Here is a 25,092-nt window from a genome sequence, read left to right on the forward strand (position 1 = left end):
TTCGCAGGCGACGAGCATAAGCCCAAACCCCTCCGGCGGCCGCAACTTTTACGCAGGCTTACCAGCCCCGGCGATCCCAGCCACGGCCGTAGCCCGGCCCAGGGCCATAACCCGGGCGGGGCGCCGGCACCACCACCGCCGGCGGAGGCGCGTCGTAGTGGCGATGGCCATGGCGATACCCGTGTCCCACCGGCAGGACGACACAGCCTACGAGCAGAGTGGCGGGCAGGAGCAGCAAGAGCAGGGTCTTCATGGAAGGACTCCAGGGGTGGATGCGTACCCGATTAACGCCCGGTGACCAAAGCGGTGCGCATGGAATCATCTCCGGATGTTTCCAACCCCCTTGAAAATGCTTTATGCATTTAGTTAAATGACATCTCCACTACAACCAGAAGCACAAGGAGACATCATGAAGCGCCTGCGTACCTTCCTCTTCCTCGCCCTTGCCGGCATCCACAGCGCCTTCGGGGCGGTCAACCTCAACACCGCCACGGTGGCCGAGCTGGACAGCGTCAAGGGTATAGGCCCGTCCAAAGCCCAGGCCATCGTGGATTACCGGACCAAGAACGGCCCCTTCAAGAGCCTCGACGACCTGAAGAACATCAAGGGTTTTGGCGACAAGAGCATCGCCCGCATGAAGGACGAGCTCACCGTGGGACCCGCCAAGAAATAAGGCTCCACCCATTGCTGGCGGGGCATGACGGAAGGCGCCACACGCGCTAGTGTGTGGATGAATCCCGTCATGTCCTGCCACAAGGAGCCACCATGCCTGCCTCTCTCCCTGCCTCCATCCGCCTATCTCACCTATCCCACCTATCCCGCGTCATCCGTCCAACCCTGCTGGCAGCATTACTGGTCCCCCTCGCCGGCTGTGGCCTCGGCGATGCAGGCAGCAGCGCCGCCACAGCTGCCAAGCTCAAAGCCCACGAGGCTGAACAGGCCCAGGCCACCAGGGCGCGCATCGAAACCCAGCTCGATGCGGCCAACCAGCAGGCCGAGCAGCGCCGCAAGGAGGCCGAAGCCGCCAATCGCTGAAAGCCAAGCCTTCTCGGGCGACTCGGGCTCGGGTACATTGCCCGTCACATTGCTCCGTCATGCTCGCTGGCCAGCCTCAGGCTGTGCCTGAAAGGACGCCCGTGATTTCCCCTGTCCGCCACCGGGGCCTGGCCCTGGTTTCCGTCCTGGTGATGTTCGTCGCCGCCGTGGCCGCCGGTCTCTACCTCACCCGCAACGGGGCCGACGCCGGGCCGGCCGAAGACGGCACCGACGGCCCTTTCCGGATCATCGAGCTGGCCAACCGGGATCTCGACGGATCGCCAGCCCTGGCCCTGACCTTCAGCCAGCCCCTCGACGCCAGACGTGGCTACGACCCGGAGATCCAGGTCTTCGAGATGCCGCCGGAAGCCGGCGCAACGACAGACAAGCAGGCACAGCAGGAAGAGGACAGCGGAGACGGGGATGGCGAAGGCGGCCCCGACCCCGACAGCAAGGCCACCGCGGTCGCCAGCACCGCACCCGCCGACATCGCCACCGACGGCGGCACCCTGGTCAAAGGCGCCTGGACCGTCGGCGACAATCCGCGCCTGCTCTTCTTCCCCCACATCAAGCCGCGCACCCGCTACGTGGTCCGCATCGCTGCCGGACTCCCCGCCAGGAGTGGCCAGAAGCTGGACGCCGAGGCCCGCTATTCGATCCGCACGGCCACGGTCTCACCGGCCTATTACTTCGCCAGCCAGGGCGCCGTGCTGCCCGCCCGTCAGAACGGCGGCCTGCCGGTGGTCACCGTCAATGTGCCGGAGGTGGACATCCAGTTCCTGCGGGTCAAACCCGACCAGCTGCCGCGTTTCCTCGACCGCATCATCAGCCCCGCCCGGCAGCCCCGCGACGCCAGCCCCAGGGATGAAGACGACGGGGAAGGCGACGATTACGACTACGCCAACCGCCGCCTCAAGCTGCGCGGCGCCATCGGCAACTGGGAGCTGGACAGCCTGCACGGGCTCACCGACAGCGTCTATGCCGGCCGCTTCCTGACCGAACAGAAGAGCAACCGGCGCAGCGTCACCTTCATTCCCGTGGAGGACATCAAGGCCCTCCAGGAACCCGGCGTCTACATCGCCGTGATGAGCCAGCCCAACCGCTTCCGCTACGACTACCAGGTGAGCTGGTTCTACGTGAGCGATCTGGGTCTCCACCTGCGCCTGTTCGACAAGAGTGCCGACGCCTATGTCAGCTCCCTGACCGACGGCAAGGGCCTCAAGGGGGTCGAGATCAGCTGGATCGACGAAGCGGGCAAGATGCTGATCCGCGGTGAGACCGACGCGGACGGCCGCGCCAGTTTTGCAGAACGCCCCGCCAGCGCCCGGGTCGTGATGGCCCGCAAGGGGCAGCAGATGTCCCTGATCGCCACCCGCGAGCCGGCCCTGGACCTGTCCGAATTCGACATTGCCGGTCTGCCCGGGCGGGCGGTGCGCCTGTTCGCCTGGTCCGGCCGCAACCTCTACCGGCCTGGCGAGCGCTTCGACCTGTCGGTACTGGCGCGGGATGCCGACGGCCGCCCCGTCCCGCCCCAGCCGCTGCAGGCGATCCTCAAGCGTCCCGACGGCAAGGCCCAGTTCACGGCCACCTGGCAGGCCGACGCCGGCCATGCCGGCTACTACCGCCGCCCCATCGAGCTCCCGGCCGACGCGCCGACCGGGGCCTGGGTGCTCGAGCTGCGCGCCGACCCGGCCGACAAGCTGCCCACCAACACCTACCGCTTCCAGGTGGAGGAATTCCTGCCCGAGCGCATGAAGTTGACGCTCACGCCCGCTCACCCCAGCCTGGACAAGGACCACCCCTTCCACCTGGAGGTGCAGGGCAGCTACCTCTACGGTGCCCCGGCCTCCGGCAACCGGCTCCTCGGCGTCGTCCAGTACGAGCGCAACAAGAACCCCCTGGGCCAGAGCCTGCCCGGTTTCGAGTTCGGTGACACCAACGAGGACAGCGCCCGCAGCCGTGCCGAACTGAACGAGGCGACCCTCGACGAAGCCGGCAAGGCCGCCTTCGACATCGACCTGGAGCCCGCCTCCAGCCGCCAGTCCCCTTTCACGATCCGCAGCACCCTGAGCCTGCTCGAAAGCGGCGGCCGCCCAGTGGTCCGTTCGGTCGAGCGGGTGTTCTGGCCCGCCCCCGTGCTGGTCGGTGTGCGCCCGCTGTTCCAGGGGGACTACGCCCGTGAAAACGCCCCCGCGCGCTTCGAAGTCGTCCGCGCCGACCGGGACGGCAAGCTGCGCGGTGCGAGCCTGCCGGTCCGCCTGTTCCGTGAGAACCGGGACTACTACTGGCGCTTCGACGACCAGCGCGGCTGGCATTCGGGCTTCACCGAGACCGACGAGCTGGTCGCCACCCGCAGCGTTGCCATCACCGCCACCCAGCGCGGCCAGCTGGAGGTGCCGGTCAAGTACGGCCGCTACCGCCTCGAGATCAGTGATCCGGAAACCGGCAAGGCCCTCAAATACCGCTTCTACGCCGGCTGGAGCGCCAAGGGTGACGAAGAGCAGGGGCTGCGCCCCGACCGGGTGGCCCTCAAGCTCGACAAGCCCGCCTACAAGGATGGCGACAGCGCCCGCCTGAGCATCACCCCGCCCCACGGCGGCCAGGCGCTGGTCAGCGTCGAAGGCGACAAGACCCTGTGGGTCAAACGTCTCGCCATGCCCGCCGAGGGCACGACCGTGGACATCCCTCTCGATCCCGCCTGGCGCCGCCACGACCTGCACGTCAGCGTGCTGGTCCTGCGTCCAGGCAGCGAGGGCGACCGGATCACCCCGGCGCGGGCCGTCGGCCTCATCCACCTGCCCCTCGAACGGGGTGACCGGAAGCTGGCGGTCAGCCTCGAGGCCCCGAAGAAGATGCTCCCCGAGACCCCCCTCAAGGTGAAGGTCAGGGTGCCCGCGGCCAAAGGCCAGAAAGCCATGCTGACCCTGTCGGCGGTCGACGTGGGCATCCTCAACATCACCCGCTTCCCCAGCCCCGATCCGCACGGGCATTTCTTCGGCAAGTTGCGCTACGGCGCCGACCTGTACGACGTGTATGGCCGGCTGATCGAGAAGATGGCCGGGCGCAAGGGCAAGCTCAAGTGGGGGGGCGACGCGGCGCCCAAGCCCACCCAGAGCCTGCCGAAGAAAGTCCGCCTGGTGGACCTCTTCTCCGGCCCGGTCAGCCTGGACGAGCAGGGCGAGGCGGAAATCAGCCTGCCGGTGCCCGACTTCAACGGCAGCCTGCGCCTGATGGCGGTGGTGGCGAGCCCCGACAGCTTCGGCAGCGCCGAGGCCGAAGTGGTGGTGGCCGCCCCCCTGGTTGCCGAGTTGTCCACACCCCGCTTCCTCACCGTCGGAGACAGCGCCACCGTCGCCCTGGACCTGCACAACCTGTCCGGCGCCGAGCAGAAGCTGAAGGTGGAGATCAGCTCACCCGACGGCCTGCGCATCCAGAACGCCAGCCAGACCCTCAGCCTCGCCGATCAGCGCCGGCAGACCCTGCGCTTCCCGGTCGAGGCCGGCAGCGCTTTCGGCCTTGCCGCCGTCAGGGTCCAGGTCAGCGGCAGCCTTGCCCTGAAGCGGGAATTCGCCCTGCAGGTCCAGGCTCCCACACCACAGCAACAGTACAGCCGCCGCTTCACGCTGGCACCGGATGAGACCCTCGTGATCAAGGATGCCGAGCTGGGCGGCTTCCTGCGACATTCCGTGGAAGCCCACCTGAGTGTCTCCAACCAGCCGCCCATCGACGTGCGCAGCGCCATCCAGGGCCTGCTGGTCTATCCCTATGGCTGCGCCGAGCAGACCACCAGCACCGCCTATCCGCATGTCTTCGTCGATGAAGACGCGGCCCGGCGCTTCGGGCTCAAGCCCTTCAGCCGCGAGCAGCGGGCGGCCATGCTCGAGAAGTCGATCGCCCGGCTCGGCGCCATGCAGGCCCCCAACGGCGGTTTCAGCCTGTGGGGCAATGTCTCGGAGTACGAATACTGGCTGTCGGCCTATGTCACCCACTTCCTGCTGGATGCCCGTGAGCAGGGCTTCAACGTACCGCCGGCAGTGCAGCAGAAAGCCACCGATTTCCTGTTGCGCGCCCTGCAGGAAGGCGTCGCCGGCCTCCCCACGGCCAAGCCGGCCTACAACGAGAGCAGCATCTGGGCCGACCGCCGCTACGCCGGCAGCGGCCGTTTTGGCGTGCTGGCCTACGGCGCCTACGTGCTGGCCCGCGAATCGAAGGCCCCGCTGGCCACCCTGCGCCAGCTCCACGAACTGCGCGCCCAGGCCCATTCGGGCCTGGCCCTGGTGCAGCTCGGCATCGCCCTCAAGCTGATGGGCGATGAAGCCCGGGCCAGGGTGGCCATCGCCGAGGGTATCGCCAAGCCCCGCGACAGCGGCTACTGGTGGGGCGACTATGGCAGCCCGCTGCGCGATGCGGCCTTGTCCTACGCGCTGATCCAGCGTCACCGCATCCAGGCGGATGGCAGCGCCGCGCTGGTGACCCTGGCCGCCGCCGAACTCGACCGCAACCGGTGGACCAGCACCCAGGAGAAGTTCGCCCTGTTCCTGATCGGCCGCGAGCTGGGCAACCCGGAGAAGGGTGCTGCCTGGCGTGCCGAGCTGTCCTCGGGCGGCGACAAGCCCCAGCCCCTGAGCGGCCCGGGCAACCAGGTGAGCAGCCTCGCCGCAGACAGACTCACGGCCGGCGCAAAGCTGCGCAATACCCACAGCGACAAACTCTTCGTTGAACTCGGGGTGAGCGGCCACCCCGCGAGGATGCCGGCCGAGCGCAGCGACGCCATCGCCCTAGAACGGAAACTCTTCGACAGCCAGGGCAAACCCCTTGGCGAGCGCCCCCTGCGGGTCGGCGAAAGCGTGCTGTTGCGGGTCCTGGTCAAGCCCAAGGTGCATATCGCCAATGCCCTGGTGGTGGACCGCATCCCCGCCGGGCTGGAGATCGAAAACCTCAACCTGGTCCAGGGCGAGGCAATGGGTTCGGTGACCCTCGACGGCATCGATCCAGCCGCCGCCATGGCCGACCGGCGCATCCAGCACGTGGAGTTCCGCGACGACCGCTTTGCCGCGGCCCTGCGCCTGGACGGCCCGATCCAGCTGTTCTACCGGGCCCGGGTGGTCACCCCCGGCAAGTTCGTGATCCCGCCTGTGTTTGCCGAGGACATGTACCGGCCCGACACCTACGGGCTGGCCGATGGCGGCCGCACGCTGACGGTGGTGGATGGCAAGGAGAAGGACAAGTCCGCTCCCTGAACGGCTTACCGACAATGGCATTGCTGCCGGCCGCGCCTTTCCTTCCCCTGCCCGTGGCGGCCTTCGCTTGCCTGGGCCTGGCCATCATCGCCGCGGCCCTCCCCATCCAGGGCCGGGCGAGGTGGGGGTGGAGCCTGTTCTTCCTGGCCGCCTGCGGCCTCGGCGTGGCCGGGGACACCCTCGCGCCTCCCGCCCTCGCCAGCCTCGCCGCCCTGGGCCTGGCCTGCGCGGCCAGTCAGCACGCCCGGCTATCAGCCGCGGCGCAGTGGCTGGCGGGCACCTTGACCCTGCTGCTGGCCCTGCACCTTGTCCCCGGTTTCCAGCCTCTGCTGCTGGCGGATGGCCTGAGCCTGAGTCCGGGGGCCACCCCCTTCACCCTGCGTGCCGGCTTCGACAAGGCTGCTGCCGGCCTGCTCCTGCTGGCCTGCTTTGCCCCCCGCTGCAGGCGCTTCGATGAACTCGGCCAAAGCCTGCGAGACATCCTTCCGCTGGCCATCCTGACCGTGGTGCTGACCCTCGCCGCGGCCTGGCTGAACGGGCGAGTGGTGCCGGATCCAAAATGGCCGGCCGTCGCGCCCACCTTCCTGGCCATCAACCTGCTGTTCACCTGCGTCGCCGAAGAGGCCTTCTTCCGCGGCCTCATCCAGGAAGGCCTGCACCGCCGCTTTGCCAGCCTCGGCCCGGCCCTGCCGGTAGGCCTGAGTACCGTGCTTTTTGCCGCTGCCCACCTGGGAGGAGGCGTCCTTCATGCCGTCATCGCCGGGCTGGCGGGACTGGGTTACGCCCTGGTCCATGCCCGCAGCCGACGCATCGAAGCCGCGATCCTGACCCACTTCGCGGTCAACGCCGTGCACTTCCTCGGCTTCACCTATCCCGGACTGGCTCCCTGAAGCACACTGGAGCCCACCAGAGCCCGTTCAGGCCCACGCACCATGCCCTCCAGCTGGCTCCCCACCTTCCACCCCCTGCGCCACACGCTGGCGGCCCTGCTGCTGGGCCTGCTGATCATCGACCAGCTACTGCCGCCACCCCTACCGGGGCGCGACTCACCGCAGGCGCTGCTGGTGGTGGCACAGGATGGAACGCCCCTGCGGGCCTTTCCCGACCGGGATCACGTCTGGCGCCATCCGGTGACCCTCGAAGAGGTCTCGCCCCTGTACCGGGAGGCCTTGCTGGCCTACGAGGATCGCTACTTCCGCTGGCATCCCGGCGTCAATCCGGCCGCCCTGCTGCGCGCCGCCGGGCAGTGGATCCGCCATGGCCGCATCGTCTCCGGCGGATCAACCCTGACCATGCAGGTGGCACGCATCCTCGAGCCGGTGCCGCGCAGCCTACCGGGAAAACTGCGCCAGATCCTGCGTGCACTGCAGCTCGAGGCGCGCCTGTCCAAGGACGAGATCCTCACCCTCTATCTCAACTACGCCCCCATGGGCGGCGTGCTGGAAGGCGTCGAAGCGGCCAGCCGGGCCTACCTGGGCAAGCCGGCGCGCCGCCTGAGCCATGCCGAAGCGGCCCTGCTGGTCGTGCTGCCCCAGGCGCCATCGCTGCTGCGCCCCGACCGCCACGCCGATGCAGCCCGCCAGGCCCGCGACAAGGTCCTGCAGCGCCTGCAGGGGCGCTGGCCGGACGCCGCGATCGCCGATGCCCTGCAGGAACCCGCATACGCCCAGACCCTGCGCGAACCCCTGCTGGCGCCCTTGCTGGCCGAGAGGCTGCGGGCCGGCGCAGCGGGGCGGACACGCATCGATACCTTCATCGACGCCCAGGCCCAGCAGACCGTCGAACTCCTCCTGGCAGACCGCCTCGCCGCGCTGCCGGCACGGGTTTCCATGGCCGCGCTGGTGGTGGACAACGCCAGGCTGGAGGTGCGCGCCTATGCCGGCTCGGCCGACTTCACGGACAAGCAGCGCTTCAGCCATGTGGACATGGTGCGGGCTTCCCGCTCTCCCGGCTCCACCCTCAAGCCCTTTCTCTACGGCCTGGCCCTGGATGAAGGCCTGATCCACTCCGAATCCCTGCTGGCCGACGTGCCCCAGTCCTTCGGCGGCTACCAGCCGGGCAACTTCCAGCAATCCTTCCACGGCCCGGTCAGCGTCTCCGAAGCCCTCACCAAGTCGCTCAACGTGCCGGCCGTCGAGGTGCTGGAACGCCTCGACCCGGTGCGCTTCGTGTCCCTGCTGCGGCGGGGCGGGCTGAAACTGGATTTTCCGAAGGGGGGCGCCCCCAATCTCGCGGTGATCCTCGGCGGTGCCGGTACCAGCCTGGAACAGCTGGTCGGTGCCTACAGCGCCTTCGCCCGCGGCGGCATTGCCGGCAAGCCGCGCTACACGCCGGACGCGCCTGTGGAGGAGCAACGCATGCTGTCGGCAGGAGCGGCCTTCATCATCCGCGATCTGCTGGAATCCGGCGGCCCCACCGGCCGGGCTGTCGAAAGCGGCGCCGGCGTCCGGCGCGGCATCGCGTGGAAGACCGGCACCAGCTTCGGCTTCCGCGACGCCTGGTCGATCGGGGTCTCGGACCGGCTGACCATCGGCGTGTGGGTGGGGCGCCCCGACGGTACCCCCAATCCGGGCTTCTTCGGCGCCAACATCGCCGCCCCACTGCTGGTGGATCTGTTCAACGCCCTGGATGGCAGCCCACCCACCCGGCGGGAAGCACCGCCCGGCGTCCGCCAGCAACGCATCTGCTGGCCTCTCGGTACCGCGGCCCCGGACGGGGATGATGACCCCACCTGCCAGCAGCGCCGCCTGGCCTGGACCCTGGACGGGGCCAGCCCGCCCACCTTCCCGGACCGCCTGCGCGGCGGCGAGGCACGCTATCGCATCCTGGTGGATCCGCAATCCGGGCAACGTGCCTTGCCCGAGTGCTTCCGGGGCCCCCTGGAGAGCCGGGAGATGGCCCGCTGGCCCGCCGTTCTGGAACCCTGGCTGGGCAGCGAGCTGCGTCAGCGGGTCCTACCTCCGCCGTGGCTGAAGGCCTGTGCCGACCTGGCCCAGCCCGAAAGCGGTCTGCGCATCGTCGGCGCCAGCAACGGTGATGTGCTGCGCCGGGCCGGCGCCACGCCACCGCTGCTGCACCTGGAAGTGCGCGGAACGGCTGACGGCGATGTGATCTGGCTGGTCAACGGCCAGCCAGCCGGTCGAAAGCCGGCCGCCGCAGGATTCGAGAAACGGATGGATGAGCCTGGCCGATACGACATCACGGTCCTGGACGACCAGGGTCGCTACGACCGGATCAGCCTGAGCGTGCGTTGAAAACCCGGGGCTCACAAGCCCCGGGAAACGGAAGGAATCAGCCCTTGATCACTGTTTCCAGCGCACTCAGACACAGGGCAATGTTGGCGGCCCGGCTGGAATGCCCCATCAAGCCGATACGCCAGACCCGGCCAGCCAGCGCGCCCAGGCCGGCACCGATCTCCAGGCCGAACTCCTGGAGCAGGCGGGTACGCGCCGCCGCTTCGTCCACACCTTCCGGCACCCACACGGTGTTGAGCTGAGGCAGGCGGGCGTCCTCCCGCACCACGAAACGCAGGCCCATGGCTTCCAGGCCGGCGCGCAGGCGCAGGTGGTTGTCACGGTGGCGCTGCCAGGCGTTCTCGAGGCCTTCCTCGGCCAGCATCACCAGGGATTCGTGCAGCCCGTAGAGCGGATTGACCGGCGCCGTGTGGTGGTAGGTGCGCTTGGCACCACTCCAGTAGCCCAGCACCAGGCTCAAGTCCTGGAACCAGCTGGGGCAGGGCGTCTTGCGGTTACGGATGCGCTCCACCGCGGCGGCCGAGAAGCTCACCGGCGACAGGCCCGGGGTGCAGGACAGGCATTTCTGGCTGCCCGAGTAGGCCGCATCAATGCCCCACTCGTCCAGCAACACCGGCACGCCGCCCAGCGAGGTGACGCAGTCCATGATCGTGAGCGCCCCATGGCGGCGGGCGATGGCTGCCAGGGTGGCCGCGTCGGAGAGGGCGCCCGTGGAGGTTTCCGCATGCACGAAAGCGAAGATCGCGGTGTCCGGGTTGGCGGCAAAGGCCTCTTCCACCTTGGCCGGGTCCACCGGCTCGCCCCATGGATCCTCGACGATCACCGGCACACCGCCCACCCGGCGGACATTCTCGGCCATACGCTGGCCGAACACGCCGTTGATGCAGACGATGACCTTGTCGCCCGGCATCACCAGGTTCACGAAACAGGTTTCCATGCCCACCGAACCGGGCGCCGAAACCGGGAAAGTCAGCTCGTTGTCGGTCTGGAAAGCGTAACGCAGCAGGCCCTTCAACTCGTCCATCATGCCCACGAAGACCGGGTCCAGGTGGCCGACAGTAGGACGGGCGAGGGCGGCCAGCACCCGCGGCGGCACATCGGAGGGGCCAGGGCCCATCAGGGTACGGACGGGCGGCTGGAAGGAAGTGATCCCGGGATTGGCGACCTTCATGGATGAATCTCCTGGTCTTGTCGTGGTGTCAGGATGAAAACAGGGGGCCGGCCTTCACTGGGGAAGGCCGCCGGTGGCGATCAGGCGGATGACCCGGACAGTGTCCAGGTCGGATTCCCGGTAGGCCGACTTGACGAACTCGGACACTTTCACGCCCTCATCGGAGCTCAGGCCATCCGGCAGCGAGGTTTCGTAGGTGAAGCGTAGGAACAGCCGCAACGCGTCAGGCTGTTCGATACGGATGGTCAGGCTGCCCCCCGCATGCTCGGCGGTAGCCGCGGATTCGAAGCGTACCCACTCCCCCGGCTCGAAGGTGACGGTGTCGCGGATCCGGGCCTGGCCGAAATGCAGCAGGCGCTCGAGCTGCTGCCCTTCACGGAAGAGGATCTCGCAGCGGTCCAGCCCCGGCAGGAAGGCCGTGGGATCCTCGACCCGGTACATCAGGCCGGCCCACACCTGCTCCAGGCTCAGGCTTTCGATCAGGGGGTTGAGGGGATCGTTGATTTCGATCAGGTGTTCAAAACGCAAGGGGTGCTCCCGGATTAGGGGTGGGAGTCTAGCCTTTCTTGAAACCTGTCGTCAGCCAGATTCCACTCAGGATCAGTGCAATACCCAAAAAATGATAGGTCCGGGGGATCTCGCCGAGGAAGACGGTGGCCAGGATGGTGCTGAAGGCAGGCATCAGATGGATGAACAGCCCGCCCCTCGAGGCTCCCACCTCGCCCACCGCCCGGTTGTAGAACACGTAGCCCAGGAAGGCCGGAAAGATCCCGGTATAAGCCACCCCGGCCAGGGACATGGGGCTGAGATGCAGCTGCGCACCGTGGGAGAGCTCCCACCACGCCAGCGGCACCAGCACCACCAGGCCGATCACCGTCAGCACCGCCAGCAAGGCCATCGGGTGCAAGCCAGCGGGCCGCCAGCGCAGGCCGATGGTGTACAGCGCCCACGACAGCACCGCACCGAGCATCCACAGATCGCCCACGTTCAGGCTCAACCCCGCCAGCACGGCCAGATCTCCCCGCCCGATGATGGTCATGACGCCACCGAAGGAGACGGCCACCCCGATCGACTCGAGCAGGGTGGCCCGATGTCCCATGAACCAGGTGATGGCGATGATGGCGATCGGGATGAAGGAATTCAACAGGGCGGCGTTGGTCGCGGTGGTATGCACCAGGGCCAGGTAGGCCAGGGTGTTGTAGGCCCCTATCCCCAGCACCCCGAGCACCAGCAGGACGCCCCACTTGCCGCGGGACAGGCCGCGCAGGGTGTGAAGGTGTGGCCAGGCGAAGGGCAGGGTCAGCAGCAGGGCCAGCACCCAGCGGGCCAGGGCCAGGCTCATGGGCGGCACGGCTTCCCTCAGGCCCCGTCCCACCACCATGTTGCCAGACCAGAACAGCACGGTGAGCGTCAGCAACAGGTAGGGATGGGTCAGGCTGCGGGGCAATCGCGACAAGGGCATGGCGGCATTTTGCGGACTGATCGGTCGGGAATTATCGGTGACCAATGGTTTTCCTGCGCTTGGGATCTACCCCTATGTCTTTCCGGAGGGCTGCCCCTGCTGAAGACAGGATGTTCTTATAAGGTTTTGTATACATATAAGTACACGTTAACTATGCTCGGCCTGTTTCTGTGGATAACCGTGTTAACCCTTTAATAATCATTGCTTTGATCCGTGAAAAAAGCTCTGGAAACAGGGCGGGACAGGATCTGGACAGTTTGGGGATGGTTTACCGGCTTGTGCGTCTTTCAGGGGTTGTGCACATTTTCTACGTGTGTTAACACGGTAGTTGTGCACATGGCTGATGTGGACAACCTGGAATGAGGGGCCTCAAGGGCTTTCCTTGGAGCCGAGTCGAATACATCAGGACCTGGATGAAGCGGAGTCCTGTTGATCGATCCAGGAGTGTGAAGAACCGGTTTTGTACTGCAGTCGGCCTTTCCTGTTCGAAAAGGTCTGGGCATAAGTTGTTTACAGTTTTTAGATATATATAAGTACTGTTAACAATAATGCTCGGCCCGTTTCTGTGGAAAACTACAAAAAATTCAGTTTTTTCAGTTTGTTGCGGCGTTGATAAGCCTGTAGGCGAAGCCCTTGTTGTCGTGTGGGTCGATTGTTGAGGAAATTTGGCCGCGCACCCGCCATGGGCTTTGTGCACAATTTGACTGGTGTCCTTCCCAAGGTTTGTCCCCAGATTTGGATCCTTCCGCTCTTCTCCGTGCTCCCGAGGACCACTGGGACATCTTTTGTCCGGTGGTGGATAACTACGGCGATGTCGGTGTGTGCTGGCGTCTGGCCCGCCAGCTCGTCACCGAACACGGAATCGCCGTCCGCCTGTGGATCGATGACCTGAGCAGCGCGCGGCGCCTGATTCCTTCCCTCGACCCAAGCCTGGACGGGCAGACCGTGCGTGGTGTGGATATCCGGGCGTGGACCAGTACGTTCCCCGATGCACCGGTGGGGGCGGTGGTCATCGCGGCTTTTGCCGCATCCCTGCCCGAATCCTTCCTGGAGGCGATGGCCCAGCGTTCGCCGCGTCCGGCCTGGATCAACCTGGAGTATCTGAGCGCTGAAGACTGGGTCGCCGGCTGCCACCGCCTGCCTTCGCCGCACCCCCGTCTGCCCCTGGTCCAGCACTTCTTCTTTCCGGGGCTGGACGCCCGGACCGGTGGCTTGTTGCGGGAGGCCGACTACGCCGCCCGGCGCCGGGCGTTTTCCAGGGAGGCCTTCAGGCAGGCCCTGGAGCTGCCTCCGGAACAGCCCGGGGAGCGCATGGTGTCCCTGTTCACCTACGAGAATCCGGCCCTGCCCGAGTTGCTCGAGCTGTGGAGCAAGTCGCCTTTGCCGGTCTGTTGCCTGGTGCCGGAAGGGCGGGTCCTGCCTGGATTGGCGGCCCATCTTGGGCTGAGCGGCTTGCGCGCGGGCGACAAGATCCTGCACGAGGCGTTGACGGTCTGTGTCCTGCCTTTTGTCGAACAGACCGGCTACGACGAGCTGCTGTGGGCTTGTGACCTGAATTTCGTGCGCGGGGAGGACTCCTTTGTGCGGGCCCAGTGGGCCGAGCTGCCCTTCGTGTGGCACATCTACGCGCAGGAGGAGGACGCCCATTTGGTGAAACTGCAGGCCTTCATCACGCGCTACCTGGATGGCGTCGAACCGGCGGTGGAACTCGCCCTTAGGGATTTCTGGCTGGCCTGGAACCGGGGTGAAGGCGTGGCCGCCGCCTGGCCGTCCTTCGCGGCTTGCCTGCCGCTGCTCAAGCTTCACGGACCTGCCTGGTCGGCCTGCCTGCAGGAAACAGGCGACCTCGCTGCGAATCTGGTGCGTTTCTGTAAAGTTGAGATAGAATAATAAGTTACCTATTTACCGTGGCCCGTGCCGCGCAATCTTCAGCAAGCAGGAAACAGCATGAAAACCGCAATGGAACTCCGCTCCGGCAACGTGATCATGGTGGGCAGCGACGCCCTCGTGGTTCAGAAGGCCGAGTACAACAAGTCCGGCCGCAACGCCGCCGTCGTCAAGATGAAGCTCAAGAACCTGCTCACCGGCGCGCCGTCCGAGTCGGTGTACAAGGCGGACGACAAGTTCGAAATTGTGGTGCTCGACCGCAAGGAAGTGACCTTCTCCTACTTTGCTGATCCGATGTACGTGTTCATGGACGCCGAGTACGAACAGTACGAAGTGGAAGCCGAGAACATGACCGACGCGCTGAAGTACCTGGTGGACGGCATGCCCTGTGAAGTGGTGTTCTACAACGGCAAGGCCATCTCCGTGGAACTGCCCACCACCGTGGTGCGTGAAGTGGAATACACCGAGCCCGCCGTCAAGGGCGACACTTCGGGCAAGGTGCTGAAGCCTGCCCGCATCGCTCCCAGCGGCTACGAGCTGGCGGTGCCGGCCTTTGTCGAAATCGGTGACAAGATCGAAATCGACACCCGTACCGACGAGTACCGCAACCGGGTGAAGTGATTCCCCGTGGCAAAATGACAACAAGGTCCTGAGGGACCTTGTTTCATTTTGTGGCGCCAGTCATCCTCCTGACCTGATTCTGCGTTAATTTTCCGTGCGTTAGTGAATTCGAATCCATACCGGGTCCGTTACCTGTCCGATTCCGGATCCCCTTTTGATCCAACCCAGGAGAATTTCATATGAATACCCGTGCCCTCGCTCTTGCTGCCCTGATCGCCCTTGGCCTGAACGCTTGCTCCAAGAAGGAAGAGGCGCCTGCACAGGCTCCCGCGCCGGTGGTCGATGCCGCCAAGGAGGCCGCTGTCAAGGCTGAAGAGGCTGCCAAGCAGGCCGCCGAAGCAACCAAGGATGCGGCAGGTGCCGTGAAGGAAGCCGGTAAGGACGCGGTTGATGCGACCAAGGAAGCTGCCAAGGATGCCGTGGCCGCCGCGAAGGATGCCGCCGGTGCCGCCAAGGAAGCGGGCAAGGAAGCCGTCGCCGCGACCGCGGATGCCACCAAGGAAGCGGCCGACAAGGCCAAGGCTGCCGTCGGCAAGTAAAATCCGGCCAGCCTGTTGCGTGACCGGGCCTCTGGCCCGGTTTTTTGTTTACTGTCTCCGATCCATCATGGCCCTCAAATCCACCATCTTCCGAGCCACGCTCACTGTTTCCGACCTCGATCGGGGATATTTCGGCGAACACATCCTGACCCTCGCCCGCCACCCCTCGGAAACCGACGAGCGGATGATGGTGCGGGTCCTGGCCTTTGCCCTCAATGCCGATGAGCGCCTGGAGTTCGGGCGTGGCATTTCGACCGATGATGAACCAGCCTTGTGGCGCAAGGACGATACGGGGCGGATCCTCCAGTGGATTGAAGTGGGGCTGCCGGACGAACGATTGCTGCGCCGGGCTGCTGGCCGGGCCGATGAGGTGATCGTGTTGGCCTATGGCGGCCGCACGGTGGATCTGTGGTGGCAGAAGGACGTTGCCACCTTGGGCAAGCTGTCCAACCTGCGGGTGCTCACCCTGCCCCAGGACGAGTCACGTGCCCTGGCGGCCCTGGCATCCAGGAACATGTCGCTGACCTGCACCATCCAGGACGGGCAGATCTGGTTTTCCGCTGGAGAAACGGTATTGAGCCTGACGCCCGGCAGCCTTCATCCAGCAGTTTGAGGTTGTTGCGACACACTTGATGACAAAAGCGTGCCGGACTGGCTAATAATGGGCGGCCCGATCATCACTCCGATGGCCGGATCCAGCGAACCTGATACAGGAGAGTCCGCATGAAGCTTCCCCAACACGCCAACGTTTCGTCCGGTGTCGATCGTCGCCACTTTCTGGGTGCTTCCCTTGGCCTGATCGCCGCGACTTCCCTCGGCGGCCTGGCCCGCCCGGCAAGCGCCGCCAGCCCGATTCTGTTGCCGCCGCTGCCTTATGCTGACAGTGCCCTGGCGCCGGTCATCTCGGCCAACACCATCGGTTTCCACTACGGAAAGCACCACAAGGGCTATGTGGATAACCTCAACCGCCTGCTGGCCGGCTCCGACCTGGCCGATCTGCCTCTCGAGAAGATCGTTGCCGCGGTGACCGGCAAGGCCGACAAGACCGCCATCTTCAACAACGCGGCGCAGATCTGGAATCACACCTTCTACTGGAACAGCCTGCGTCCCAACGGCGGTGGCGAGCCGCCTGTGGCGCTGAAGCAGAAGATCGAGGCATCTTTTGGCAGCGTCGATGCGCTCAAGAAGGAACTGGCCACCGCGGCCCTGGGGCAGTTCGGCAGCGGTTGGGCCTGGCTGGTGGCCGATGGTGACAAGCTCAAGGTGGTCAAGACCGGCAATGCCGATTTGCCGGCCGCCGGTCTCAAGCCGCTCCTGACCATTGACGTGTGGGAACACGCCTATTACCTCGACTACCAGAATCGCCGCGCCGATTACGTAAATGCGTTACTCGACAAGCTGATCAACTGGGAATTCGCCCTGAAGAACCTGGGCTGAGCCTGTCTGTTCGTCACCTTCCTGCTGGCTGGTCCTGGCGGGGCCAGCCTAACGCCAGTCGCCCCGCAGCTCTGCCACCTGGAGCTGGAGTGATGGGAGGCTGACCGTTTCCGGAGCCTGGGCTTCACCCGCCACCAGTTCGATACGGCTGAACAGGCCGCGTCGCAGCGGCCGGCTGAGCACAGGACCATCCTTGCGCGAGAACATGCTGCCCCACAATCCGCGCAGAGCCATCGGGACCACCGGTACCGGGTTGGCCTGGAGAATGCGGGTGATGCCCGGACGGAAAGGGCACAGTTCCCCATCGCCGGTGATCCTGCCTTCAGGGAACAGACCTATGAGTTCGCCGGCCGCCAGGGCTTGCGATACTTCCGCGAAGGCGGATTCCATCATGGCCGGATCTTCCTTGGCCGGCGCGATCGGAATCGCCCGGCTGTGGCGGAACACGAAGGACAGTACCGGCCAGCGGAAGATGCGGTGATCCATCACGAAACGGATCGGACGACGGCTGGCGGCGGCAATCACCAGGGCATCCACGAAGCTCACGTGGTTGCACACGATCACGGCAGGCCCCTCTTCGGGGATGTGCTGGAGGCCTTCCGTACGCAGGCGGTATACCGTGTGGACCAGCAGCCAGATGATGAAGCGCAGCAGGAATTCCGGTACCAGCTTGTAGATGTAGATCGCCACGGCGGCATTCATGATCGCCGCCACGCCGAACAACACCGGGATCGACAGCCCTGCGCCGAGCAGGCTGCCCGCGGCCAGGGCGCCAGCCACCATGAACAGCGCGTTGAGGATGTTGTTGGCTGCGATGATGCGTGCCCGCTGGGCCGGCGCGGAGCGGCTCTGCAGCATGGCGTAGAGGGGCACGATGAAAAAGCCGCCGAACACGCCCAACATCATGAGTGCCAGTAATACCCGCAGCATGCCGGGTTGTGTCAGGACCTCACCAATGGCCAGCGGCGCACCTGGCGGCAGCACCGCTGGTGAGGCAAAGGCCAGGTCCAGTCCGAAGAGGGTGAGGCCGATGGAGCCAAAGGGCACCAGACCGATCTCGACGTGGCCGCCGGACAGTTTTTCGCACAACAGGGAGCCCAGCCCGATACCGATCGTGAAGGTGGCCAGGAGCAGGGTGACGGTACCTTCCCCACCGCCCAGAACGCCTTTTGCATAGGCCGGAAACTGGGCCAGGAAGAGGGCGCCGTAGAGCCAGAACCAGGAGATGCCCATGATGGCCAGGAACACCGTCTGGTTCTGTCGGGCGAAACCGATGTTGCGCCAGGTTTCGGTGAAGGGATTGGGATTGATCCGCAAGTCGGGGGCGGGCGCAGGTGCTGGCGGAATGCCGCGGCTGGTGAGGTAGCCGACCACTGCGACGATCAGGCCTCCGCCGGCGATCCACACATCGCCGTTGTCGAGGCCGGCGAGCAGGCCGCCCACCAGGGTGCCGATCAGGATGGCGACAAAGGTGCCGGCCTCCACCAGGGCATTGCCGCCGACCAGTTCTTCCTCGTGCAGGTGCTGGGGCAGCAGCGCGTACTTCACAGGTCCGAACAGCGTCGAATGACAACCCAGCAGGAACAGGGCGCTGAACAGCACGGTCAGGCTGTGCAGCAGGAAGCCGGCCAGCGCGACCAGCATGATGGCCATCTCCAGCACTTTCACCAGGCGGGTCAGCCGGGCCTTGTCGTACTTGTCGGCAAGCTGCCCGGCACTGGCTGAGAAGAGGAAGAAGGGCAGGATGAAGATGCCCGCGGCCAGGTTGGAGAGCAGGGCTGGTGAGAGAGTGGTCCAGCTGGCGGTCTGGAAGGTCAGCAGCACGACCAGTGCGTTCTTGAACAGGTTGTCGTTGAAGGCACCCAGGAACTGGGTCAGGAAGAATGGCCGGAAGCGCCGTTCGCCGAGAAGATGGAATTGGGAGCTCATGCAGGCGTCCGATCAAAGAAGGGGCGGGTTTCGAAGACCCGGTCGGCAAAGCGTGCCGGGCCCGCGCGCAGATGGCGCTTGAGTACGAAGTCGAAGAGCAGCGGATTATGCTCGCGGAGAGTTTCCAGCACCGGTACGGCGGCAGGCGCCAGCAGCCCTTCGCGGACCAGTTGCCGTGGTGAGATCAGGGGCAGGATGCCGGGCAGGGGATAGTCCGTGCCGAAGAGCAGACGGGAATGCCAGTCGTCCCGCTGGATCAAGGTCCGCAGGGTGGATATCTCGCGGTTGCGCAGGGTGATGGCCGAGATATCCCCGAACAGCTTCCCTTCATGGCGGCGCTCTGACATCAGACGCGCGAACAGGCTGAAGCTCGGGACCTTCCTGCCCTGCCGGCCGGCATCTTCGTCCTGGTCCTGGCCCAGGCTGGCGCAATGGGCCACCACCACCCGCACACCCTGGTCGAGGGCCCGGCGCAGACGCAGGGGGTTGCCCCATTCGGGACGCCCGGCCCCATGCACGGCCTTCTCTTCACCGGCATGGGTGATCAGAGGCAGATCAAGTCGGGCCAGAGCGGCATAGAAGCGGTCGCACCGGGGGGATGCCGGATCGATTCCCATAGCCGGCGGCAGCCATTTGACCGCCCGGGCGCCGTCGCGGACCGCTGCCTCCAGGGCATCCACGCAGTCTTCCCGCCAGGGGTGGATCGAGCAGGCCCATTCGAAGAAGGTCGGATGGGCGCGGGCCAGATTGCGCGCGTAGTCGTCGGGTACATGAAAGGCGGTGAGGTCCGGGCGGGGACGACCGTCGCCGTCGTGGGTGCGCTCGAAGGCAAAGAGCAGCAGCTTGAAGCCGCCCTGCATGCCGTCTGCCAGGTTGTGCAGGCGCTCGACGTAGCTCTGGTCTACCTTGCCCGGTGCTTCGTGGGCGCAGCCGGCGTTTAGGTAAAAGAGCCGCTGGAAATACTCGGCCGGATGCAGCGGGCTCAGCATGCGCGGGTTGATCGTGATGCCGCTGCCGCCGTCACCCAGGCCGGCCAGATGGGCATGACAATCCCAGACCTGGGCCGGATCGAGACCTTCCCAGGCGGACCGGATCAGATCATGGCTGGCGATCGGGGGCGGCAGGGAGGCACGGCAGGGATTCCACAGATTGCGCCGGGCCAGGGCCTGGCCGCCGGCGGTGGCGAGCGCAAGGCTGGCAGCCCCGGCCAGGAAGCGGCGCCGGTTCATGATCCGGATAGCCTCCCGGCACGCCGGTAGCGGAGGGCCGCCGCGGTGGCGATGCCCAGCAGGATGCCGCCCAGGTGGGCCTGCCAGGTGGTGGAGATGCCTTCCGGCAGCAAGGGCGAGCTGCCTCCGCGCATGGCATCGAAGCCCAGCTTGGCCAGGTAGGCCAGACCCAGCAGCCGGCCGATGGCACCACCTTCGAGCGCTGCGCCGACGATCAGGGCACCGACCAGTCCGGAGAGGCCCCGGTAATGCGTCAGGGCCGGAGCTGCTGCCAGCAGGAAGAGCGACAGGAGGGGCGCGAGCAGCGGCAGGGCGCTCAGCCAGCGCTGGATCCGTCTTCCGGTGATCAGGGCAATTGCGCCAACTGCTGCCAGGTTGCCGGCCAGATGGAGCGCCGACCAATGGCAGAACTGCCCGGTCCACAAGCGCCACCACTGCCCCTCACCGAAGGCCTCGCGGTTCCACTCCATCGCTTCGCCAGGGAGCAGGTTGGCCGCGGCAAGGAGCACGACCAGTGTTGCCAGCAGCATGCGTTCAACCGGCATGGCGCTTCTTGAGCATGGCCAGCGCGGCAAGCGTCCCGAGCAGGCCCAGGGTAGCCAGGTCGACACTACCGCTGCCCCGGTTGTAGCCCGGTTTCTCGACGATACGGGCGACCTTCTCTTCCTTCACCCGGACCCGGAAGGCTTCCAGCTGAGTATTGAGCCTGGGAATCAGGTCATCGACGGCCTGCCGGTAGCCCTCGCCGCGCGCTTCCCGCGATGCTTCGGCAAACTTCACCAGCGGCGAGCTGCCCTTGATCTGGCTGGTGCCCGGCGCGCGGAACAGCAGGCTGCGGGTCGTCATGTCGAAGACCGCAGCATCGACCAGGGTGTTGACGTCATATTGGCTGCCGTTGATGAAATACCCGCCGACGATGGTCCAGTAGAAGATGGACAGGCGGTTGCTGTCACTGAACTGGACCTGGTCGTAGGAGAGCAGGGCGACCACATCCACATTGAACATGCGGGCGGCCTGCTGCAGGTTGTCGAAGCCGCCCCGCGGGCGCAGGTAGGTGCTGGGGATGACTTCGATGGCGGCGATGTATGGCCGGTTGGCGAAAGCGTCCCGCACCCGCTTCAGCAACAGCTCCCTTTCGGTTTCGGGCAGTTCTCCGAGGGTGTTGTTGCCCGGTACGAAGGCGATGCCGACGCGCAGGGGCAGGCGCAGCTCGGGCACGGTTGGCGTCAGCGTGGGTTGCTCACCCTTCGGGTAAAGGTAGTCGACCACCGAGCCGCGGTGAATCTGCCCGCCCCTGTCGAACCAGGTGGCGCAGCCGCTCAGAACGAGGGTGGCGAGCAGGAGAGTCGTGATCATCTTGCCGTTCATGGGAGGTGCTCCGGCTGTCAGGCCTGTTCGGCCCATTGTTTGAGGGTGACGTAGTCGATCTTGCCGGTGCCGAGCAGCGGCAGCGTTTCTACCAGGATGAGTCGTCGCGGTACTGCAATTTCCGGCCAACCTCCATCGCGTGCTGCGGTTTGCAGCTGTTCGCGACTGAGCTTCGGATCCGTGGTGAACAGCAGGATCGCTTCGCCACGGGTCGGGTCCGCCTGGGTGGAGGCCGCGTGGGCGGCGCCCGGCGAGGCGGCGGCGGCCAGCTTCTCGACGGATTCCAGCGACACCATCTCGCCGGCCACCTTGGCGAAGCGCTTGACCCGGCCGACGATCTTGACGAAGCCCTCGGCGTCGATCTCCACGACGTCGCCGGTTTCGTACCAGCCTTCGCCAGCGGGGGAGACGGGGGGCTGCAGGACGCCGGGGTTTTCGAAACGCAGGTAGCCGGACATCAGGTTGGGGCCCTTCACGTGCAGCATGCCGCCATCCGGAATACCGGGGACCGGGATCAGGCGCGACTCGATGCCGGGCAGGAACTGCCCCACTGTGCCGCTGCGGAAGGCCATGCGGGTGTTCACCGCCAGCACGGGCGCGGTCTCGGTGGCGCCGTAGCCTTCAAAAATACGGATGCCGAACTTCTCGAACCACAGGTCGCGTACCGGTGCGGCCAGCTTCTCGGCCCCGGCGATCACGTAGCGCAGCCGGTAGAAGTCGTAGGGATGGGCGAACTTGGCGTAGTTGCCAAGGAAGGTGCTGGTCCCCAGCAAGACGGTGCAGTTGCGGTCATAGGCCACCTCCGGGATGACCCGGTAGTGGAGCGGAGACGGGTAGAGGAAGACCCGGGCACCGGTGAGGACCGGCAGCAGGCCGCCGGCGGTGAGGCCGAAGGAGTGGAACAGGGGCAGGGCGTTGAGGATCTTGTCGTCGATGGAGAAATCCACCACGGCACGGATCTGCGCCACATTGGCGAGCAGGGCGCGATGGGACAGCACGACGCCCTTGGGCTTGCCTTCCGATCCGGATGTGAACAACACCACCGCCGGATCTTCCGGGGAGGCGCTGGCGGGCAGGGCGAGGCGGGGAAACGGCGAGGCCCACAGCAGCAGCCACAGCTTGTCACCCAGGCCGATCTGCTCGCGCAGATCTTCCAGGTGGAGGATGCGGACGTCGCGCAGCGCAGCCAGCTTGTCGCCGAGCTTGGCCTGGTCGACGAAGGCGCGGGAGGTGATGATGGTGCGGATCTGCGCAGCGGTGCAGGCCGACTGCATGCTGTCGACGCCAGCCGTGTAGTTGAGCATGGCGGCGACGCGGCCATGGGCCGACAGGCCGAAGAGCAATCCCAGGGTTGGCGCCAGGTTGGGCAGCAACAGGCCGACCTTCTCGCCCGGACTGCTCTCGCGGGCGGCCAGGCGACCAAGTGCCAGGGCCATGCGGGTCAGGTCGCGATAGCTGTACTCGATCTGCTTGAGATCCTCCACCAGGCGATGTCCGCTGCCCTGAATCGCAGAGGCTTCGAGGAGGGCACCGAACAGTGTCTGCTCCGGCCGGGTGGCAAAGATCATCTCCTGCATCACGCGGCGCATGCCTTCGCCCGCCAGGCGGCGGCGCTGGCGCGCGGTGGGGGCCTCGGGCATCGGAATCCGGGTCGGCTCCAGGATGGACAGGCTGATCTTCGGGAACAGGCGTCGCGGCACGTGGGAGGCCAGGCGGGAGAAATAGGTGCGCGCGGCACCATCGATGCGGACCGGGAGAACCGTGGCTCCGGTCTTGGCGGCCACGAAGGCCGGCCCCTCGTAGGTCTTCATCAGGCTGCCGGTGGTGGTGATGCGGCCCTCCGGAAAGATCACCACCGGCCGGCCGGCTTCGAGCAGGCGGATCACCTTCTTCATGGCCATCGGGCTGGTCGGGTCCACCGCCAGGTAATCGACCAAGCACAGCAGCAGCCGGAAGGCTGGGTTGGCCGCCACGCCGGTATGCACGACAAACACCGGGTCGAGAGGCAGGAAAAGGCCGAGCAGAAGACCATCCAGAAAGGACTCGTGATTGGCGATGATCAGCAGCCGCTCACCGTCGGAAGGTGTCTGCCCCTTCAGGCGCACACGGAACAGCAGGCGGGTCACGATGCGCAGAAGCGCCTTGAGCAGGGTTCGCATAAATGTGTGAAAGAAACAGGAGATCAGAGATAAGCCGCCAAATAACTGGTGACCCGGCCGAAGGATGTCTCGAGGAAGGTTTTATTGACCCGGAAATAAATTTCCTTTCCTTCCCGTTCGGAAATCAGCACCCCGGCCTCACGCAGGACCTTGAGGTGGTGTGACACTGTGGAGCGGGCCAGGGTGGACACCTCCGCGATCTGGCCCACGTTGAGTCGCTCGCCAGGCTCGAAACTCAGCAGGATGCGTTGCCGGTGTTCATCGCCGAGAGCCGCGAAAATAGCGGAGATGTCGCGCCAGGCTGTCGGAATCGTTCGCGAGTAGTCTTTGTTCATGTCGATAATCATCGACATGTTCGTTGTATGTGTCAAGTTGGAGCACATCCCGAAATGCCCGGAAATCCTGGTGTTGCACCGCGACAATGATTGACTTTCATGCGGTTAACCCCTACCATCCACATGTTTTTCGTACGGCGGACGGCGCACTACCCGACGTGCCACGCAGAGAGCCAATGTTAAAAGCGGTATTCCTGCAGATAGGCGCGACAATACTGGCAGCATTGATTGCCGGATTGATTTTAGGGACGCGCGGTGCGTTGTCGGCGGCGTTGGGAGGCGCAGCCTGTGTTCTTCCCAATTTGTTTTTCGCCCTGCGCCTGAGTTTGGTTTCCAAGCGATCGGCCGCGTCGTACCCGCTTGAGTTTTTTGTTGGCGAGTTTTTCAAGATCGCGTCAACCGTAGGATTGTTGGCGACCGTTCAACTCGTGTATCCAGACGTCCATTGGTTGACGTTGTTCATCGGGTTGGTCGTGGCGCTTAAGGCGAATTTGTTTGCATTTTTGGTGAAGACCTGACCATGAGTACAGAAGCGCACGGCCCTACCGCGGGCGAATACATCGTCCACCACCTGACCCACTTCAACTCCACCGGTCACGCTCAAAGCGCGATCATCGACTGGAGCGTGTGGAACCTCGACACCCTGTTCTTTTCGGTCGGCCTCGGCATCGTCACGCTGCTGATCCTGATCAAGGCTGCAGGCGCCGCCACCTCCGGCGTGCCGGGGCGTTTCCAGGCCGCCATCGAGATCCTCGTCGAAATGGTCGCCGACCAGGCCAAGGGCATCGTGCATAGCGCCGAGTCCCGCAAGTTCGTGGCTCCCGTGGCTCTGACCGTGTTCTTCTGGATCTTCCTGATGAACTCCATGGACTTCCTGCCGGTTGATCTGCTGCCCAAGATCTGGGCCCTGATTTCTGGTGACGAGCACGCCTACCTCCGCGTCGTGCCGACCGCCGACCTGAACGGCACCCTGGGCATGTCCATCGGCGTACTGCTCATCTGTATTTACTACAACATCAAGATCAAGGGCTTCGGTGGCTGGGTGCATGAACTCTTCACCGCCCCCTTCGGTTCCCACCCGCTGCTGTACCCGATCAACTTCCTGATGCAGATGATCGAGTTCCTCGCCAAGACCGTGTCCCACGGCATGCGGTTGTTCGGCAACATGTATGCTGGCGAGCTGGTCTTCATGCTGATCGCCCTGATGGGCGGTACCGCCACCGTCTTCGGTTTCCTCGGCCATGTGGTTGCCGGTTCCATCTGGGCCGTGTTCCACATCCTGATCGTCGCCCTGCAGGCCTTCATCTTCATGATGCTGACCCTGGTGTATATCGGTCAGGCCCACGAGAGCCACTAAGTTTCAGTTTCAAGCAGTCTGTTTCGGTTTCAAGTTTCAATTTAAATCATCTCAACTAAAGGAGTAGTC

The 25,092-nt window shown here is 65.4% G+C and carries 22 protein-coding genes; 12 read left to right on the forward strand and 10 right to left on the reverse strand.

Annotated features, from left to right (window positions below):
• Positions 1-58: 58 nt before the first annotated feature.
• Complete coding sequence (locus HHL15_RS05680) at positions 59-253, reverse strand: hypothetical protein (protein WP_169144667.1); 195 nt, start codon at positions 251-253, stop codon at positions 59-61.
• Positions 254-409: 156 nt separating this feature from the next.
• Between HHL15_RS05680 and HHL15_RS05685 the strand changes: the two genes are divergently transcribed.
• From HHL15_RS05685 to pbpC, 5 genes are all read left to right on the forward strand, one after another.
• On the forward strand, positions 410-673 hold the full coding sequence (locus HHL15_RS05685) for a ComEA family DNA-binding protein (RefSeq protein ID WP_169144861.1): 264 nt from the start codon (positions 410-412) through the stop codon (positions 671-673).
• A gap of 92 nt (positions 674-765) precedes the next feature.
• Positions 766-1,035, forward strand: coding sequence for a hypothetical protein (locus HHL15_RS05690; protein WP_169144862.1), 270 nt, complete (start codon positions 766-768; stop codon positions 1,033-1,035).
• A 101-nt stretch (positions 1,036-1,136) separates the two neighbouring features.
• The gene (locus HHL15_RS05695) at positions 1,137-6,275 is read left to right on the forward strand and encodes an alpha-2-macroglobulin family protein (protein ID WP_328824994.1); all 5,139 of its coding nucleotides are present in this window, start codon (positions 1,137-1,139) and stop codon (positions 6,273-6,275) included.
• 14 nt (positions 6,276-6,289) lie between these two features.
• Positions 6,290-7,165, forward strand: coding sequence for a CPBP family intramembrane glutamic endopeptidase (locus HHL15_RS05700; RefSeq protein ID WP_169144864.1), 876 nt, complete (start codon positions 6,290-6,292; stop codon positions 7,163-7,165).
• A gap of 42 nt (positions 7,166-7,207) precedes the next feature.
• Complete coding sequence (gene pbpC, locus HHL15_RS05705; RefSeq protein ID WP_169144865.1) at positions 7,208-9,529, forward strand: penicillin-binding protein 1C; 2,322 nt, start codon at positions 7,208-7,210, stop codon at positions 9,527-9,529.
• Between the two features lie 37 nt (positions 9,530-9,566).
• Here the strand turns inward: pbpC and HHL15_RS05710 are convergent, their stop codons facing one another.
• From HHL15_RS05710 to HHL15_RS05720, 3 genes are read right to left on the reverse strand one after another with little or no spacing between them, the layout of a single operon-like run.
• On the reverse strand, positions 9,567-10,700 hold the full coding sequence (locus HHL15_RS05710) for a pyridoxal-phosphate-dependent aminotransferase family protein (RefSeq protein ID WP_169144866.1): 1,134 nt from the start codon (positions 10,698-10,700) through the stop codon (positions 9,567-9,569).
• 54 nt (positions 10,701-10,754) lie between these two features.
• Positions 10,755-11,228, reverse strand: a complete 474-nt coding sequence (locus HHL15_RS05715) for an SRPBCC family protein (RefSeq protein WP_169144867.1) — start codon at positions 11,226-11,228, stop codon at positions 10,755-10,757.
• A 28-nt stretch (positions 11,229-11,256) separates the two neighbouring features.
• On the reverse strand, positions 11,257-12,162 hold the full coding sequence (locus tag HHL15_RS05720) for a DMT family transporter (protein ID WP_206198610.1): 906 nt from the start codon (positions 12,160-12,162) through the stop codon (positions 11,257-11,259).
• A 735-nt stretch (positions 12,163-12,897) separates the two neighbouring features.
• Between HHL15_RS05720 and earP the strand changes: the two genes are divergently transcribed.
• The 5 genes from earP to HHL15_RS05745 all read left to right on the forward strand — a co-directional run bounded on the left by earP (position 12,898) and on the right by HHL15_RS05745 (position 16,646).
• Positions 12,898-14,052 (forward strand): elongation factor P maturation arginine rhamnosyltransferase EarP, encoded by a 1,155-nt coding sequence (earP, locus tag HHL15_RS05725; RefSeq protein WP_169144868.1) that lies wholly within the window; start codon positions 12,898-12,900, stop codon positions 14,050-14,052.
• A 57-nt stretch (positions 14,053-14,109) separates the two neighbouring features.
• Positions 14,110-14,670, forward strand: a complete 561-nt coding sequence (gene efp, locus HHL15_RS05730; RefSeq protein ID WP_169144869.1) for an elongation factor P — start codon at positions 14,110-14,112, stop codon at positions 14,668-14,670.
• A gap of 179 nt (positions 14,671-14,849) precedes the next feature.
• A complete protein-coding gene (locus tag HHL15_RS05735) occupies positions 14,850-15,209 on the forward strand; it encodes a hypothetical protein (protein WP_169144870.1) in 360 nt (119 codons plus the stop codon).
• Positions 15,210-15,276: 67 nt separating this feature from the next.
• Complete coding sequence (locus HHL15_RS05740; RefSeq protein ID WP_169144871.1) at positions 15,277-15,822, forward strand: YaeQ family protein; 546 nt, start codon at positions 15,277-15,279, stop codon at positions 15,820-15,822.
• Between the two features lie 110 nt (positions 15,823-15,932).
• The gene (locus tag HHL15_RS05745) at positions 15,933-16,646 is read left to right on the forward strand and encodes a superoxide dismutase (protein ID WP_169144872.1); all 714 of its coding nucleotides are present in this window, start codon (positions 15,933-15,935) and stop codon (positions 16,644-16,646) included.
• Between the two features lie 48 nt (positions 16,647-16,694).
• On the opposite strand, the gene HHL15_RS05750 is transcribed toward HHL15_RS05745, so the two are convergent.
• Genes HHL15_RS05750 through HHL15_RS05775 form a run of 6 tightly spaced genes read right to left on the reverse strand, consistent with a single transcriptional unit; the run spans position 16,695 to position 23,666 of the window.
• Positions 16,695-18,575, reverse strand: a complete 1,881-nt coding sequence (locus HHL15_RS05750) for an MFS transporter (protein ID WP_169144873.1) — start codon at positions 18,573-18,575, stop codon at positions 16,695-16,697.
• A complete protein-coding gene (locus HHL15_RS05755) occupies positions 18,572-19,804 on the reverse strand; it encodes an amidohydrolase family protein (protein ID WP_169144874.1) in 1,233 nt (410 codons plus the stop codon). Before HHL15_RS05755 ends, HHL15_RS05750 begins: the two co-directional genes overlap by 4 nt.
• Positions 19,801-20,349 carry a rhombosortase gene (gene rrtA, locus HHL15_RS05760; protein WP_169144875.1) on the reverse strand — a complete coding sequence of 183 codons (549 nt, stop codon included), beginning with the start codon at positions 20,347-20,349 and terminating at the stop codon, positions 19,801-19,803. The genes HHL15_RS05755 and rrtA overlap by 4 nt, the downstream gene beginning before the upstream one ends.
• The gene (gene rhlP / locus HHL15_RS05765) at positions 20,339-21,172 is read right to left on the reverse strand and encodes a rhombotarget lipoprotein (RefSeq protein ID WP_169144876.1); all 834 of its coding nucleotides are present in this window, start codon (positions 21,170-21,172) and stop codon (positions 20,339-20,341) included. Before rhlP ends, rrtA begins: the two co-directional genes overlap by 11 nt.
• A gap of 17 nt (positions 21,173-21,189) precedes the next feature.
• On the reverse strand, positions 21,190-23,331 hold the full coding sequence (gene aas / locus HHL15_RS05770; protein ID WP_169144877.1) for a bifunctional acyl-ACP--phospholipid O-acyltransferase/long-chain-fatty-acid--ACP ligase: 2,142 nt from the start codon (positions 23,329-23,331) through the stop codon (positions 21,190-21,192).
• Between the two features lie 23 nt (positions 23,332-23,354).
• Positions 23,355-23,666, reverse strand: coding sequence for an ArsR/SmtB family transcription factor (locus tag HHL15_RS05775; RefSeq protein WP_206198611.1), 312 nt, complete (start codon positions 23,664-23,666; stop codon positions 23,355-23,357).
• 176 nt (positions 23,667-23,842) lie between these two features.
• Between HHL15_RS05775 and HHL15_RS05780 the strand changes: the two genes are divergently transcribed.
• The gene (locus HHL15_RS05780) at positions 23,843-24,184 is read left to right on the forward strand and encodes an ATP synthase subunit I (protein WP_169144879.1); all 342 of its coding nucleotides are present in this window, start codon (positions 23,843-23,845) and stop codon (positions 24,182-24,184) included.
• A gap of 2 nt (positions 24,185-24,186) precedes the next feature.
• Complete coding sequence (atpB, locus tag HHL15_RS05785; protein WP_169144880.1) at positions 24,187-25,023, forward strand: F0F1 ATP synthase subunit A; 837 nt, start codon at positions 24,187-24,189, stop codon at positions 25,021-25,023.
• Positions 25,024-25,092: the final 69 nt, after the last annotated feature.

It is taken from the genome of Zoogloea dura (assembly GCF_012927165.1).
Lineage (GTDB): Bacteria > Pseudomonadota > Gammaproteobacteria > Burkholderiales > Rhodocyclaceae > Zoogloea > Zoogloea dura.

What these genes read in the sequence shown, in the direction of transcription:
- HHL15_RS05710 (WP_169144866.1), bottom strand. Translation starts at nt 10,700, where the DNA reads ATGAAGGTCGCCAATCCCGGGATCACTTCCTTCCAGCCGCCCGTCCGT.
- atpB (WP_169144880.1), top strand. Translation starts at nt 24,187, where the DNA reads ATGAGTACAGAAGCGCACGGCCCTACCGCGGGCGAATACATCGTCCAC.
- HHL15_RS05780 (WP_169144879.1), top strand. Translation starts at nt 23,843, where the DNA reads ATGTTAAAAGCGGTATTCCTGCAGATAGGCGCGACAATACTGGCAGCA.
- efp (WP_169144869.1), top strand. Translation starts at nt 14,110, where the DNA reads ATGAAAACCGCAATGGAACTCCGCTCCGGCAACGTGATCATGGTGGGC.
- pbpC (WP_169144865.1), top strand. Translation starts at nt 7,208, where the DNA reads ATGCCCTCCAGCTGGCTCCCCACCTTCCACCCCCTGCGCCACACGCTG.
- HHL15_RS05740 (WP_169144871.1), top strand. Translation starts at nt 15,277, where the DNA reads ATGGCCCTCAAATCCACCATCTTCCGAGCCACGCTCACTGTTTCCGAC.
- aas (WP_169144877.1), bottom strand. Translation starts at nt 23,331, where the DNA reads ATGCGAACCCTGCTCAAGGCGCTTCTGCGCATCGTGACCCGCCTGCTG.
- HHL15_RS05720 (WP_206198610.1), bottom strand. Translation starts at nt 12,162, where the DNA reads ATGCCCTTGTCGCGATTGCCCCGCAGCCTGACCCATCCCTACCTGTTG.
- HHL15_RS05755 (WP_169144874.1), bottom strand. Translation starts at nt 19,804, where the DNA reads ATGAACCGGCGCCGCTTCCTGGCCGGGGCTGCCAGCCTTGCGCTCGCC.
- HHL15_RS05690 (WP_169144862.1), top strand. Translation starts at nt 766, where the DNA reads ATGCCTGCCTCTCTCCCTGCCTCCATCCGCCTATCTCACCTATCCCAC.
- HHL15_RS05775 (WP_206198611.1), bottom strand. Translation starts at nt 23,666, where the DNA reads ATGAACAAAGACTACTCGCGAACGATTCCGACAGCCTGGCGCGACATC.
- HHL15_RS05685 (WP_169144861.1), top strand. Translation starts at nt 410, where the DNA reads ATGAAGCGCCTGCGTACCTTCCTCTTCCTCGCCCTTGCCGGCATCCAC.
- rrtA (WP_169144875.1), bottom strand. Translation starts at nt 20,349, where the DNA reads ATGCCGGTTGAACGCATGCTGCTGGCAACACTGGTCGTGCTCCTTGCC.
- rhlP (WP_169144876.1), bottom strand. Translation starts at nt 21,172, where the DNA reads ATGAACGGCAAGATGATCACGACTCTCCTGCTCGCCACCCTCGTTCTG.
- HHL15_RS05680 (WP_169144667.1), bottom strand. Translation starts at nt 253, where the DNA reads ATGAAGACCCTGCTCTTGCTGCTCCTGCCCGCCACTCTGCTCGTAGGC.
- HHL15_RS05735 (WP_169144870.1), top strand. Translation starts at nt 14,850, where the DNA reads ATGAATACCCGTGCCCTCGCTCTTGCTGCCCTGATCGCCCTTGGCCTG.
- HHL15_RS05750 (WP_169144873.1), bottom strand. Translation starts at nt 18,575, where the DNA reads ATGAGCTCCCAATTCCATCTTCTCGGCGAACGGCGCTTCCGGCCATTC.
- HHL15_RS05745 (WP_169144872.1), top strand. Translation starts at nt 15,933, where the DNA reads ATGAAGCTTCCCCAACACGCCAACGTTTCGTCCGGTGTCGATCGTCGC.
- HHL15_RS05700 (WP_169144864.1), top strand. Translation starts at nt 6,290, where the DNA reads ATGGCATTGCTGCCGGCCGCGCCTTTCCTTCCCCTGCCCGTGGCGGCC.